Here is a 13511-nt window from a genome sequence, read left to right on the forward strand (position 1 = left end):
TGTCACGCCCCCGCCTTGGCGATGCCGGCGCCGGTTTCTTCGGACTGCCGTGGTTCTGGTACGTCGATGGGGTCGTTCTCGTGGTATTCGAGTTGCTGTCGCTTGTCGGCGACGACTCCTTCGGGGCGGAAGCGCATCAGGAGGATGAGCGCGAGGCCGAAGAAGAGCAGCTGGTAGTCGTTGAGGAACTGCAGCTTGGTCGGGATGACGTACAGCAGTGTGGCGCCGAGCAGGGGTCCGGTGATGGTTCCCATGCCGCCGAGGATGACGGCGGCGAGGAGGAACGCGGAGCTGGGCGGTACGGGTCCGGCGAAGACGTACATCTCGGGGACGACGGTGTGCTGTACGTGGGCTTGTACGGTGCCGGCGAGGCCGGCGAGGGTGGCGCCGAGTGCGAAGGCGATGAGTTTGACGCGGAAGCCGTTGATGCCCATGGCGGTGGCGGCTGTTTCGTCTTCGCGGATGGCGACCCAGGCGCGGCCGATGCGGGAGCTGCCTGCGCGGGCGAAGATTGTGACGACGAGTGCCGTGCAGAGCAGCATCAGCCAGAAGTAGTTGGCGTAGGAGCCGAGGGTGAAGCCGCCGATGGTGTGTTCTGCCCCGAAGTCGTATCCGAAGAATTTGAGGTCGGGGATGTTGGGGACGCCGTTGGGGCCGTTGGTGACGCTGGGGCCGGAGGTGCCGTCGAGGTTGCCCATGGTGATTCGGAAGATCTCTCCGAAGCCGAGGGTGACGATGGCGAGGTAGTCGCCGCGCAGTCGCAGGGTGGGGGCGCCGATGAGGACGCCGAAGATCAGCGATGCGGCGGCGCCGGTGAGGGCGGCGGCCCAGAACGGGAGGTGGACGCCGAAGGTTGAGGCGGTCGATCCGGAGACGAGGGCGGCGGTGTAGGCGCCTACGCCGAGGAAGGCGACGTATCCGAGGTCGAGCAGTCCGGCGAGGCCGACGACGACGTTGAGGCCGAGGGCGACGGTCGCGAAGATCAGGATGCTGACGGCGAGGAGGGTGAACTCGTCGGTGTTCTGGGTGAACGGGAAGGCCGCGGCTGCCGCGAAGGCGGCGATGACGGTGACCTTGCGGTGTTCGGTGGTGAGTGCCTTGAGGCGGGCGCTCAGTCCGGAGCGGGAGAGCGTGGCGACGCCGAAGGCGGCGAGGATCAGGAAGCCGACGAATTGTTCGCTTTCGGCCTGGAGTCCGTAGGAGGCGACGAACAGGCCGATGGCGAATGCGGCGGCGATGACGAGGATTTGGGCCCAGGAGGGGAGTGCCTTGGGCCGGGCGAGCTTGGTGCCGCTGATGCCGAAGACCGCGGCGAGCGCCTTCTTGAGGCCGCTGCTGGCGGGGTCGGTGTCGCGGTGGAGCGGCAGTCCGAGTGCGGCGAGCAGGGTGATGAGGGAGGCTGCCGCGGCGACGAATCCGCCGGGTTCCAGGTTGGCGATGCCGCCGAGTTCCTGCGCGATGGCGATGACGGTGTACCAGGTGGTGCCGAAGGTGCCGAGTGCGATGAGCAGCAGGGCGTTGTTGCTGCCTGCGGGGTTGAGCCAGCCGAGGCCGCGTACGCCGTGGCCTGCGAGGGCGAACAGCAGGGTGAGGGCGGCGCCGACGAGGGTGATGACCTGGAGGCCGCCGGGGTAGCCGGTGACGGTGAGGTCGCCGGGGAATTCGTCGGTCCAGGTCCAGGCGAGGAAGGTGCTCGCGAGGGTGGCGATGGCTCCGACGGTGGTGGCGAGTCGTGCGCCGGTCTCGGGGAGCGGGATGACGGGGGTGGTCTCGTGAGTGTTTGTCATGGGTATCACGCCCTGTCCGCGACACGTTCGCCGAGCAGGCCTTGTGGCCTGACCAGGAGGACGACGATGAGCAGGACGAACGCCCAGACGTTGGCCCAGGCTCCGCCGCCGAGCTTGTCCATCCCGGGGATGTCCTGGATGTACTGGATGGAGAGGGCTTCGGCGAGGCCGAGTACGACGCCGCCGAGCATGGCGCCGTAGATGTTGCCGATGCCGCCGAGGACGGCTGCGGTGAAGGCCTTGAGGCCGGCGATGAAGCCCATCTCGTAGTTGATCTGGCCGTACTTGAGGCCGGAGGAGACCGCTGCGACTGCGGCGAAGGCGGCGCCGATGGCGAAGGCCATCACGATGATGCGGTTGGTGTTGATGCCCATGAGTTGGGCGGTGTCGGGGTCCTGCGCGGTGGCCTGCATGGCGCGGCCGGAGCGGCTCTTGGCGACGAAGACGCCGAGGGCCAGCATGCACAGGGGTGCGGCGACGAGGAGGAAGAGGTCTGCGCGCTGGATCTGCAGGTTGTCGGTGATCTTGAAGGCTTCGCCGGTGAATTCGGGGAAGCTGCGGGCCTTCTTGGCGTCGGGGTAGAAGCCCCAGACGATCTGCTGCAGTGCGATGGAGAGACCGATTGCGGTGATCAGCGGGGCCAGGCGGGGCGCGGTGCGCAGCGGCCGGTAGGCGAATCTTTCGGCGGCGGTGGCGATGGCCACCGAGGCTATGACGCCGCCGATGAGCATGAGCGGGATGGCCATCCACAGGGCTGTTCCGCTGGGAAGCCAGAGGTAGATGGTGAGGGCGCCGAAGCCCCCGATCATGAAGATCTCGCCGTGGGCGAAGTTGATGAGCTGGACGATCCCGTACACCATGGTGTAGCCGATGGCGATAAGGCCATAGAGGGCACCGAGGGTCAGGCCGTTGGCCAGCGTTTGCGGCAGTTCGTGCACCGCAGGCCTCCGATGAGCGTGTCGGATATGACACCGCGCGAGGGCGCTGTTTGCGCCCTCGCGCGGTCTGGTTCAAGTAGTGCGGGTCATGCCGGGTGCTGCGGTGGTCAGTCCTTGAAGGTCTCGCTCTTCACGGACACCCACTCGCCGCCCTTGACCTCGTACACGGTGAGCTGCTTGTTGGTGGTGTCGCCGTACTGGTCGAAGGCGACCTTGCCGGTCACGCCGTCGAAGGAGACCTTGGCCATGGCCGCGGTGATCTTGGCGCGGGCGTCGTCGGGCAGCTTGCCGTCGTTGTCGGCGACGACGGCCTTGACGGCCTGGATGATGGACCAGGCGGCGTCGTAGGAGTAGCCGCCGTAGGCCGCGTAGGGGTCCTTGTAGCCGCCTGCGGAGTAGTCGGCGATGAACTTCTTGGCGGTGTCGAGCTGCTCCACCGGGTAGCCGACCGAGGTGGCGAGGTCACCGTCGTTGGCGACGCCGGATGCCGAGATGAAGGCGGGGTCGTAGATGCCGTCGCCACCCATGGCGGGGATCTTTGCTCCGGCCTTCTTGATCTGGTCGGAGAGGAGGCCGCCCTCGGGGTACTGGCCGCCGAAGTAGACGGAGTCGGCGCCGGAGTTCTTGACCTTGTCGGCGGTGCTGGAGAAGTCGGTCTCCTTCACCGTGACGTGGTCGGTGCCGACGACCTTGCCGCCCAGGCGCTCGAACTCCTTGGAGAAGATGGCCGCGAGGCCGGCGCCGTAGGTCTGCTTGTCGTCGACGACGTAGACCTTCCGCTTCTTCGCGTCGTTGTAGTAGTACTGCGCGGCGAAGCGGCCCTGGATGACGTCCGTGGTGGCCGTACGGAAGTAGGTGTCGAAGGGGCGCTTGAGGTCGCCGGTGCCCCAGTTGTCGCCCTGGCTGAGCGCCGGGTTGGTGTTGGCCGGCGAGACCTGGGTGAGGTGAGCCTTGGCGAAGTCGCTCTGCATGGACTGCGATACGCCGGAGTTCAGCGGGCCGACGACGCCGAGGACGTCCTTGTTGGCGACGAGCTTCACGGCGTTCTGGTGGCCGGTGGCCGGTACGGCCTGGTCGTCCAGCTCCTGGATCTTGAAGGTGACGCCGGGGACTTCTTTGTTCTTGTTCGCCGTCTTGGCGGCGAGGTCCACGGAGTTCTTGATGCCCTGGCCGAGGGCGGAGAGCGAGCCCGTGAGCGGGGCGTCCACGCCGATGATCACGGTGGTGTTCTTGTCGCTGCCCTTGTTGTCGTCGCGCGAACCGCAAGCGGTCAAGGTAAGAGCACCGGTGGTCATCACAGCGGTGAGAATGAGCAAGGAACGGTGTCGCACGGTGAATCCTTTCCCAGGCGCGGCCCCCTCTGCTGAGGTGCCGTTGCACTCGCCGGGCCGTGCTGGTGCGTGGAAGCGCCGCGATCTCAGTCGCGCCCGGCGGCGCGGTGACTGGCCGTGACTCTAGGCGCAGGTGGCGGGGTCGGGGATGGGTCGGCGGAGGATGTGACTGTCTTGTTATGACGTTGAGGAAGGCTTGAGGTGGCTGTGCGGACATGTACGGCTTTTTACCGGACGGTGAAGTGACCGCATGCTGAGAACGCGCAGCTCTGCTAAGGCGCTTGAAGCGATCTTGGTGCTGTCGCGTCGCGGGGGGCGGTGAGGGCGCGACGAAGTGCCCGGCGGCCGCGGGCCGGGTCCTGTGTGCCGCCCGGCGGTGCCCGGGTATTGCGCGCTTGTTACGCAGTGTTACGCCGGGGGGCGGTGTGGTCCACGCCCCGTGGTGTCCGTGGGGTGCGTGTGGCTGTTGAGTGGGTCATACAACGGGTTGCGCGGTCAAGAGTGTTGGGGGTGGAAGTTGCCCAACGCCCCTTCCTGCACGGGTGGTTGTGGGTGGATATGGCTCTGCCCGGCCTGGTTTGTGATCCGGGCCGGGCAGAGGGGTGGTGCGGTGCCGGTGGGTCAGGCGGCTGCGGGCTTGGGGGCGTCGCGGAGCATGCAGGTGAGGCGTGCGGTGCAGACGCGCTTGTCCTGTTCGTCCGTGATGACGATCTCGTACGTGGCGGTGGAGCGGCCGCGGTGTACGGGGGTGGCGACGCCGGTGACGAGTCCGCTCCGTGCCCCTCGGTGATGGGTGCAGTTCAGGTCGACACCGACGGCGAGCTTGGTGGCGCCGCCGTGGAGCATGCTGCCGACGGAGCCGAGGGTCTCGGCGAGGACGGCGGAGGCGCCGCCGTGCAGGAGTCCGTAGGGCTGGGTGTTGCCTTCGACGGGCATGGTGCCGACGACGCGGTCCGCGGAGGCTTCGACGATCTGGACGCCCATGCGTTCGCCGAGGTGGCCGGCGGAGAAGAGGGCGGGCAGGTCGACGCCGAGTGCGGCGTACTCGTCGATGATCTCCTGGGGGAACTTGGGTGCGGTGTGCTCGCCCATGGGGTCCGGCTCCGATCGTCTGCGGTGGTTCATAGCTTTATTGCTGTGTGCATCGTTCTTATCAGACGACTGAGCGAACGCTTAGCGGGATATGGATGCGGATTCTTCCTGTATGTCCTGTTCCTGGACGTTTCGGCTCTGGATGTTCTCGAAGCGGATGACGACGGACTTGCTGGCGGGGGTGTTGCTGGTGTCGGCGGTGGAGTCGAGGGGGACCAGCACATTGGTCTCGGGGTAGTAGGCGGCGGCGCAGCCTCGGGCGGTGGGGTAGTGGACGATGCGGAAGCCGGGTGCCCGGCGTTCGGTGCCGTCCTTCCATTCGCTGACGAGGTCGGTGTATGCGCCGTCGGCGAGGCCGAGGGTGCGGGCGTCGTCGGGGTTGACCATGACGACGCGGCGGCCGCCCTTGATCCCGCGGTAGCGGTCGTCGAGGCCGTAGATCGTGGTGTTGTACTGGTCGTGGGAGCGCAGGGTCTGCAGCAGCAGCCGGCCTTCGGGGAGTTCGGGGTGTTCGACGGGGGCCGCGGTGAAGTTGGCCTTGCCGGTGGCGGTGGGGAAGCGGCGGGAGTCGCGCGGTGGGTGCGGGAGGGTGAAGCCTCCGGGGCGGGCGACGCGGGTGTTGAAGTTCTCGAAGCCGGGGACGACGCGGGAGATGCGGTCGCGGATCGTCGCGTAGTCCTTCTCGAACTCTTCCCAGTCGGTGGTGGATTCGGGGCCGAGGACGGCGCGGGCGAGGCGGGCGACGATGGCGGGTTCGGAGAGCAGGTGGGGGCTTGCGGGGGTGAGGTTGCCGCGTGAGGCGTGGACCATGCTCATGGAGTCCTCGACGGTGACGAACTGCTTGCCGCTTGCCTGGATGTCCTTGTCGGTGCGGCCGAGGGTGGGCAGGATCAGGGCGCGGCGGCCGGTGACGGCGTGCGAGCGGTTGAGCTTCGTGGAGACGTGGACGGTGAGGCGGGCGCGGCGCATGGCGGCTTCGGTGACGTGGGTGTCGGGGGTCGCCGCGACGAAGTTGCCGCCCATGGCGAAGAAGATCTTTGCGTCGCCGTCGCGCAGGGCCTGGATGGAGCGGACGACGTCGTAGCCGTGGTGGCGCGGTGAGGTGATGCCGAATTCCTTGTCGAGGGCGTCGAGGAACTCGGGTGAGGGGCGTTCGAAGATGCCCATGGTGCGGTCGCCCTGGACGTTGGAGTGGCCGCGGACGGGGCAGACTCCGGCGCCGGGACGGCCGATGTTGCCGCGCAGCAGAAGGAAGTTGACGACTTCGCGGATGGTGGCCACGGAGTGCTTGTGCTGGGTGAGGCCCATGGCCCAGCACACGATGGTGCGCTTCGAGGCGAGGATCATGGTGAGGGCCTGCTCGATGGTGGCGCGGTCGAGGCCGGTGGCGGTGAGGGTCTCGTCCCAGTCGGCGGCGCGGGCGGCGGCCGCGAACTCTTCGTATCCGTGGGTGTGTTCGGCCACGAATGCGTCGTCGACGGCGCCTTCCGTCTCCAGGACCATTTTGTTGAGGAGCCGGAAGAGGGCCTGGTCGCCGCCGATGCGGATCTGCAGGAACAGGTCGTTGAGTGCGGTGCCCTTGATCATGCCGTGGGGTGTCTGGGGGTTCTTGAACCGTTCCAGTCCGGCTTCGGGCAGCGGGTTCACCGAGATGATCCTGGCACCTGCGGCTTTGGCCTTCTCCAGGGCGGAGAGCATCCGGGGGTGGTTGGTGCCGGGGTTCTGGCCGGCGACGATGATCAGGTCGGCGTGGTGGAGGTCTTCGAGGGAGACGCTGCCCTTGCCGACGCCGATGGTTTCCATGAGTGCGGAGCCGGAGGACTCGTGGCACATGTTGGAGCAGTCCGGCAGGTTGTTGGTGCCGAATTCGCGGGCGAACAGCTGGAGCAGGAACGCGGCCTCGTTGCTGGTGCGGCCGGAGGTGTAGAAGAGCGCTTCGTCGGGGGAGTCGAGGGCGCGCAGCTCCTCGGCGATGATGTCGAAGGCGTGTTCCCAGGTCACCGCTTCGTACCGGTCGGCGCCTTCGGGAAGGTACATCGGCTGGGTGATGCGGCCCTGCTGGCCGAGCCAGTACCCGCTGCGGCCGGCGAGGTCGGCGATGGGGTGGGCGGCGAAGAAGTCCGGGGTGACGCGGCGCAGGGTGGCTTCTTCGGCGACGGCCTTGGCGCCGTTCTCGCAGAATTCGGCGGTGTGCCGTTTGTCGCCCTCGGGCCAGGCGCAGCCGGGGCAGTCGAAGCCGTCCTTCTGGTTGACCTTGAGGAGGGTCCGGGCGGTGCGGCGGATGCCCATCTGCTGGTGGGCGATGCGCAGGCTGTGGGCGACGGCGGGAATTCCGGCGGCCGAGTGCTGGGCCGGTTCGACGTGCGGTGCGTCCTGGACCGGGTCACCGGTGGGCGGCTTGGTGGCCATTGTGCTCCCCTTTGAGCCAGCTGCGAACCTGCGCGGTGTCGCTGCGTGCGTTCCTGTGGTTGTTCCTGTCTGCGATCGTGTCACGCGGCGCGGGGCGTGTGCCGGGCGAGTGGTCTGCGGTCCGGATTGTCAGTGGTCCGTGGCAGGATCGGGGGCGTGGCTGAGACGGCATCGAAGAAGACGGCAGACAACCGACCGCGCCTGCTCCTGATGGACGGGCACTCCCTGGCGTACCGGGCGTTCTTTGCGCTGCCTGCGGAGAATTTCACGACGGGGGCGGGGCAGCCGACGAACGCGGTGTACGGCTTCGCGTCGATGCTGGCGAACACGTTGCGTGATGAGGCGCCTACGCATTTCGCGGTGGCGTTCGACGTTTCGCGCAGGACGTGGCGGTCGCAGGAGTTCCCCGAGTACAAGGCGAATCGTTCGAAGACGCCGGACGAGTTCAAGGGGCAGGTCGAGCTGATCGGCGAGCTACTGGACGCGATGCACGCCGATCGTTTCGCGGTCGATGGCTTCGAGGCGGACGATGTGATCGCCACGCTGGCGACGCAGGCGGAAGCGGCCGGGTTCGAGGTGCTGATCGTCACCGGTGACCGGGATTCGTTCCAGCTGATCACGGACAACGTCACGGTGCTGTACCCGACGAAGGGCGTCTCGGAGCTGACGCGGTTCACTCCGGAGAAGGTCGAGGAGAAGTACGGGCTGACGCCGCAGCAGTACCCGGACTTCGCGGCGCTGCGCGGCGACCCGTCGGACAACCTGCCGGGTATTCCGGGCGTCGGGGAGAAGACGGCGGCGAAGTGGATCAACCAGTTCGGTTCGTTCGACGACCTCGTCGCGCGTGCGGACGAGGTCAAGGGCAAGGCCGGGCAGAACTTCCGGGACCACCTGGAGTCCGTGAAGCTGAACCGGCGGCTGACCGAGATGGTCCGTGACGTGGAGCTGCCGAAGACTCCGCAGGACCTGGAGCGCGCGCCGTACGACCGCTCGGCGGTCACGGGTGTGCTGGATGTGCTGGAGATCCGTAACCCGAGCCTGCGCGAGCGGCTGCTCGCCGTGGACCCAGGGGCTGCGCAGGACGAGGCTCCGGCGCCTGCCGCGGGCATCGAGCTGGACGGCGCGGTGCTGGCTGCGGGCGAACTCGCGCCGTGGCTGGCCGAGCACGGCGGGCAGCCGCTGGGTGTTGCCACGGTCGACACGTGGGCGCTGGGCACCGGCAGTGTTATGGAGATCGCGCTGGCCGCGGCCGGCGGGGCGGCGGCGTGGTTCGATCCGGCGCAGCTCGACGAGACGGACGAGCGGGCGTTCGCTGCGTGGATCGCGGACGCCGGGCGGCCGAAGGTCATGCACAACGCGAAGAGCGTGATGCGGGTGTTCCCCGAGCACGGCTGGCAGGTCGAGGGCGTCACGATGGACACGGCGCTGGCCGCCTATCTCGTCAAGCCCGGCCGCCGTTCGTTCGCGCTGGACGCGTTGGCGGTGGAGTACCTGGGCCGGGAGCTGGCCCCCGCGGCGGCGGACGGGCAGCTGGCGTTCGGTGCGGACGACCAGGCTGAGGCCGATGCGCTGATGGCGCAGGCCCGTGCGGTCCTGGACCTCGGGGAGGCGTTCACCGCCCGGCTGAAGGAGGTCGGTGCGGCCGAGCTGCTCCACGACATGGAGCTGCCGACGTCCGCGCTGCTGGCCCGTCTGGAGCGGCACGGCATCGCGGCCGACCGGGAGCACCTCGAATCGATGGAGCAGCAGTTCGCCGGTGCTGTGCAGCAGGCGGTGAAGGAGGCGCACGCGGCGGTGGGCCGCGAGTTCAACCTGGGCTCGCCCAAGCAGCTCCAGGAGGTCCTCTTCGGTGAGCTGGGCCTGCCCAGGACGAAGAAGACGAAGACCGGTTTCACGACGGACGCGGACGCGCTGGCGTGGCTGGCCGCGCAGACGGAGCACGAGCTGCCGGTCATCATGCTGCGCCACCGCGAGCAGGCGAAGCTGCGGGTGACGGTCGAGGGCCTGGTCAAGACGATCGCGGCGGACGGCCGTATCCACACCACGTTCAACCAGACGGTGGCGGCGACCGGCCGGCTCTCGTCGACCGATCCCAATCTGCAGAACATCCCGGTCCGCACCGACGAGGGCCGGGCGATCCGGCGCGGCTTCGTCGTCGGCGACGGGTTCGAGACGCTGATGACGGCCGACTACAGCCAGATCGAACTGCGGGTGATGGCCCACCTGTCGGAGGACGCGGGCCTGATCGAGGCGTTCACGTCCGGCGAGGACCTGCACACCACGGTCGCGTCGCAGGTCTTCGGCGTCGACAAGTCCGCCGTCGACCCTGAGATGCGCCGCAAGATCAAGGCGATGAGTTACGGACTGGCGTACGGGCTCTCCGCGTTCGGTCTCTCGCAGCAGCTGAACATCGAGGCGGGCGAGGCGCGCGGCCTGATGGACACGTACTTCGAGCGGTTCGGCGGTGTCCGTGACTATCTGCACCGGGTGGTGGAGGAGGCCCGGGCCACCGGCTACACGGAGACGGTGTTCGGGCGTCGCCGCTATCTCCCGGACCTGAACAGCGACAACCGGCAGCGCCGCGAGACGGCCGAGCGGATGGCGCTCAACGCACCTATCCAGGGCACGGCGGCGGACATCGTCAAGGTCGCCATGCTCCATGTCGACCGGGCGCTGACCGACGCGAAGCTGACGTCGCGGATGCTGCTGCAGGTCCACGACGAAATCGTGCTGGAGATCGCCAAGGGCGAGCGCAAGCAGGTCGAGGAGATTCTGCGCCACGAGATGTCGACGGCGGTGCAGCTGCGTGCCCCGCTGGACGTCTCGGTCGGTGTCGGCGCGGACTGGGAGTCCGCGGCGCACTGACGCGGCCGTGACGGCGCCCGCACGGGCGCAGGGGTGTCCGGCCGGACCGGCCGGACACCCTCAGGGGCTGTCCGGCGGGCTTGTCATCAGGTCTGTCCGGTGGCCGGGTGGTGCGGTGGCGGTGGGTGGCTCGTCCCCGGACCGGGTTCGGAGCCGTATCCACGCTCCGTACAGCACCAGGCCGACCGCAAGGCCTGCCCCGGCACCGAAGCAGGCGGTCGGGATGATGTCCAGCGGTGTGTCGATGTGCCCGAAGTAGGCGTACCAGCGGGCGCACCGGTGGACGATGCCGAGCAGGACGCAGACGCTCAGCAGGGCGCCCGCGCACCACCGTGCCCGGCGGTCGAGGACCGGTACGGACGGTGGGACGGGCCGCGCCCCGGTGCGTCGCAGCCCGGACGCGGTGAACCAGGCGAGCACGGTCAGTGCCACCGCCGAACTGCCGTACTGCACGCACTGGAACACCGGAAAGCCGCCGACGTTCTCGTTGAGGACCGGCACCAACCGGGTGCCCCACCGGTCGTGATGGGTGAACGCGTCCCACACCACGTGTGTGCCCGCCCCGATGACCGCCGACACGACGAACCACGCACCGTCCCGCACCCCCCATGGGCCCTGCCGCTCTCCGCGCACGAAGGTGTGCACGCGCCCCTGCCAGGGTCCCGGCAGCAGCGCCACCAGCGGTTCGCGCAGCAGCAGCCACAGCGCCACCACGGCCGCGGCGATCAGGACATCCACCGTGAACACGCCCCACACGGCATGGGTGACCTGCCCGAACTCCATTGCGCCCGGGATCGCCGTATCCGCGTAGTACGTCATGTCGGGGGCGAACGAACCCGCGACGAGCGCCGAAGCGAACAGCGGCCCGCGCGCGGTGCCGTTGCGTCGGACGACCGGCAGCACGGCAGCGGCATGGCTGAGGGTGAACGGCATGGCCGCAAGTATGCGCGAGCACTGTGGTGCGGATCCGACGGTCACCCGACACCCACCGTTCAACTTGCAGTCCGGAACGTGAAATACCAATAAAAATCGGTCAGGCCACTGTGTTCGGGCGGCGCAAGTTGCCGTAGGGTCGCCTGAGTCCTCGCGCTGGGGAGCGCGGGCAGCCGTCGATGGGGAGGGACCAGACGTATGGCAGCGCAATTCGGTCGCCGACTGCGCCGAGGGGCGACCACTACTGCGGTGGCCGCAGTTGCTGTGGCGGCGCTCTCCGCGTCACAGGGCCCCGGGGCAGTGCTCGCATCGGACGGTGGCGGCGGTGACCAGCGCGCAGCCGGATCCGCGCCGTCCGACGACAGTGCGGCCACCGGCAACTCGCCGTACTACACGGACCTGCCGCCGCTGGTCACCCCCAACAAGCCCGGTACGTCGACCAATCTGCCGATCACCGGCAGTGCGGAGTCCGGCATACCGGCCTCGGTCCTGGCCGCGTACAAGAAGGCTCAGCAGTCCATCGCGAGCAGCGACGCGGCCTGCCGGCTGCCGTGGCAACTCCTCGCCGCGATCGGCAAGGTGGAGTCCGGCCAGGCCCGCGGCGGCCGGGTCGACGCGAACGGCACCACGTTCTCCCCGATCCTCGGCCCGGTCCTCAACGGCCAGGGCTTCGCGATGATCAAGGACACCGACAACGGGGCGTACGACGGGGACTCGACGCACGACCGTGCGGTCGGCCCGATGCAGTTCATCCCGTCGACATGGGCGACCTGGGGCCAGGACGGCAACGACGACGGCCGCAAGGACCCCAACAACATCTATGACGCTGCGCTCGCCGCCGGGCACTATCTCTGCGCCGGCTCCCGTGATCTGGCGATCGCGGCCGATCTCGACCGGGCGGTCCTCAGCTACAACCACTCGAACGAATACCTTCGTACGGTCCGCTCCTGGTTCGACTACTACAAGCGCGGCACGCACGAGGTCCCCGACGGCACCGGCGTCGTCCCGCCGCCCCTCGACGGTGGTACGGACCCGAGCCCGAACCCCGGCACCTCGCCGTCCCCGACCCCGCCCGCGAAGCCGAAGCCGGACTCGAAGCCGCCGAAACCGGGCGGCGGTTCGACCGACCCGAAGCCCTCCACCCCGCCGCCCACCCAGCCCCCCAAGCCGTCCCAGACGCTCGCCGGTGTGGAGAACGCGGGCACCGGTGCGCTGACCGCCACCGCGGGCGACGCGTTCGCCGAGCGGATCAAGGTGCGGGCGAAGAACAGCCTCGGCGGGCCGCTCGCCAAGGTGTCCGTGACGTTCACCATCGCCGGTGACACGGACGCCCGCTTCGAGGGCGGGAAGAACGCGGTCACCCTGGCCACCGGATCCGACGGCACGGTGACCGCACCGGTGCTGCAGGCGGGCGAGACGACGGGCGAGTTCACGGTCCGGGCCATCGCCACCGGCCGCTCGCTGCCCGCCGTCGCCTACACCGCGACCGTCACCGCCCGGCAGGCCGACGCCATCGCCCGGACCGACGACAAGGCGCTGACCGCGGCGCCGGGCGCCGAGTTCGCCGACGCCGTCGAGGTCAAGGCCACCTACAAGGGCGCGATCGCGTCCGGTGTCGCCGTCACCGCCACGATGATCACCGACGGGGACACTCCGGCCGAGAACGACAAGGGCCCGTACTTCAAGGACGCGGACGGCAGCACGGTCCGCACCCTGACGGAGCTGAAGACCCGCGCCGACGGCACGCTGCAGCTCCCGAAGATCTACGCCGACGGCACCGCGGGCACGTACAAGCTCCGCCTGACCACCGAGGGCGGCGCCACAGTCGTCATCGAGCTCACGGTCGAGGCGCCCGCCGCCTGACGCCCCGCACCGCGTTCACCGAGCAGCCCCTGTGCCACCACCCGGCACAGGGGCTGCTCCACGTGTTCTCATCTCGCGCCCGCGTTGCTACGGTGCCCCAATCCTGACGACCCATCAGATCAGCGCTCTCCGGGAGGCCGAGCATGCGTGCCGTCATCGCCGCCGCCATCGGGCTGGCCGCGGCCCTCGCCCTCGTGTTCACCATCAGCGCGATCGGCGCACCCCCCGGCGAGACCTCGCCCCAACCCCTGCTGACCACCGTCCCCGGCCCCAAGAAGTAGAGGGAGGGCGCC

General features: G+C 68.8%; 9 protein-coding genes. 3 read left to right on the forward strand and 6 right to left on the reverse strand.

The annotated features are described in order from the left end of the window. Nucleotides 1–2 precede the first annotated feature (2 nt). From OHA88_RS33260 to OHA88_RS33280, 5 genes are all read right to left on the reverse strand, one after another. The gene (locus OHA88_RS33260) at nucleotides 3–1787 is read right to left on the reverse strand and encodes a branched-chain amino acid ABC transporter permease (RefSeq protein ID WP_328628217.1); all 1785 of its coding nucleotides are present in this window, start codon (nucleotides 1785–1787) and stop codon (nucleotides 3–5) included. A gap of 5 nt (nucleotides 1788–1792) precedes the next feature. Next, the gene (locus tag OHA88_RS33265) at nucleotides 1793–2725 is read right to left on the reverse strand and encodes a branched-chain amino acid ABC transporter permease (protein ID WP_267005714.1); all 933 of its coding nucleotides are present in this window, start codon (nucleotides 2723–2725) and stop codon (nucleotides 1793–1795) included. 107 nt (nucleotides 2726–2832) lie between these two features. Continuing rightward, nucleotides 2833–4056, reverse strand: a complete 1224-nt coding sequence (locus OHA88_RS33270) for a branched-chain amino acid ABC transporter substrate-binding protein (RefSeq protein ID WP_267005715.1) — start codon at nucleotides 4054–4056, stop codon at nucleotides 2833–2835. A 621-nt stretch (nucleotides 4057–4677) separates the two neighbouring features. Continuing rightward, on the reverse strand, nucleotides 4678–5148 hold the full coding sequence (locus OHA88_RS33275; protein ID WP_326603079.1) for a PaaI family thioesterase: 471 nt from the start codon (nucleotides 5146–5148) through the stop codon (nucleotides 4678–4680). An 81-nt stretch (nucleotides 5149–5229) separates the two neighbouring features. Beyond that, entirely contained in the window at nucleotides 5230–7557 is a 2328-nt protein-coding gene (locus OHA88_RS33280; protein ID WP_328628218.1) for an FdhF/YdeP family oxidoreductase, read from the reverse strand. A gap of 156 nt (nucleotides 7558–7713) precedes the next feature. On the opposite strand from OHA88_RS33280, the gene polA reads away from it, so the two are divergent. Further along, nucleotides 7714–10422, forward strand: a complete 2709-nt coding sequence (polA, locus tag OHA88_RS33285) for a DNA polymerase I (RefSeq protein ID WP_328628219.1) — start codon at nucleotides 7714–7716, stop codon at nucleotides 10420–10422. A 60-nt stretch (nucleotides 10423–10482) separates the two neighbouring features. Here polA and OHA88_RS33290 read toward each other — a convergent pair whose 3' ends face one another. Continuing rightward, nucleotides 10483–11355 carry a DUF4184 family protein gene (locus OHA88_RS33290; RefSeq protein ID WP_328628220.1) on the reverse strand — a complete coding sequence of 291 codons (873 nt, stop codon included), beginning with the start codon at nucleotides 11353–11355 and terminating at the stop codon, nucleotides 10483–10485. A gap of 198 nt (nucleotides 11356–11553) precedes the next feature. On the opposite strand from OHA88_RS33290, the gene OHA88_RS33295 reads away from it, so the two are divergent. Together OHA88_RS33295 and OHA88_RS33300 are read left to right on the forward strand one after the other, a co-directional pair. After that, nucleotides 11554–13218 (forward strand): lytic transglycosylase domain-containing protein, encoded by a 1665-nt coding sequence (locus OHA88_RS33295; RefSeq protein WP_328628221.1) that lies wholly within the window; start codon nucleotides 11554–11556, stop codon nucleotides 13216–13218. Nucleotides 13219–13361: 143 nt separating this feature from the next. Continuing rightward, the gene (locus tag OHA88_RS33300) at nucleotides 13362–13499 is read left to right on the forward strand and encodes an SPW_0924 family protein (RefSeq protein ID WP_107055348.1); all 138 of its coding nucleotides are present in this window, start codon (nucleotides 13362–13364) and stop codon (nucleotides 13497–13499) included. The last annotated feature ends 12 nt before the right edge of the window (nucleotides 13500–13511 follow it).

The sequence above is a fragment of the Streptomyces sp. NBC_00353 genome, assembly GCF_036108815.1.
GTDB lineage: Bacteria > Actinomycetota > Actinomycetes > Streptomycetales > Streptomycetaceae > Streptomyces.

What these genes read in the sequence shown, in the direction of transcription:
- OHA88_RS33260 (WP_328628217.1), bottom strand. Translation starts at nt 1,787, where the DNA reads ATGACAAACACTCACGAGACCACCCCCGTCATCCCGCTCCCCGAGACC.
- OHA88_RS33275 (WP_326603079.1), bottom strand. Translation starts at nt 5,148, where the DNA reads ATGGGCGAGCACACCGCACCCAAGTTCCCCCAGGAGATCATCGACGAG.
- OHA88_RS33280 (WP_328628218.1), bottom strand. Translation starts at nt 7,557, where the DNA reads ATGGCCACCAAGCCGCCCACCGGTGACCCGGTCCAGGACGCACCGCAC.
- OHA88_RS33290 (WP_328628220.1), bottom strand. Translation starts at nt 11,355, where the DNA reads ATGCCGTTCACCCTCAGCCATGCCGCTGCCGTGCTGCCGGTCGTCCGA.
- OHA88_RS33295 (WP_328628221.1), top strand. Translation starts at nt 11,554, where the DNA reads ATGGCAGCGCAATTCGGTCGCCGACTGCGCCGAGGGGCGACCACTACT.
- OHA88_RS33300 (WP_107055348.1), top strand. Translation starts at nt 13,362, where the DNA reads ATGCGTGCCGTCATCGCCGCCGCCATCGGGCTGGCCGCGGCCCTCGCC.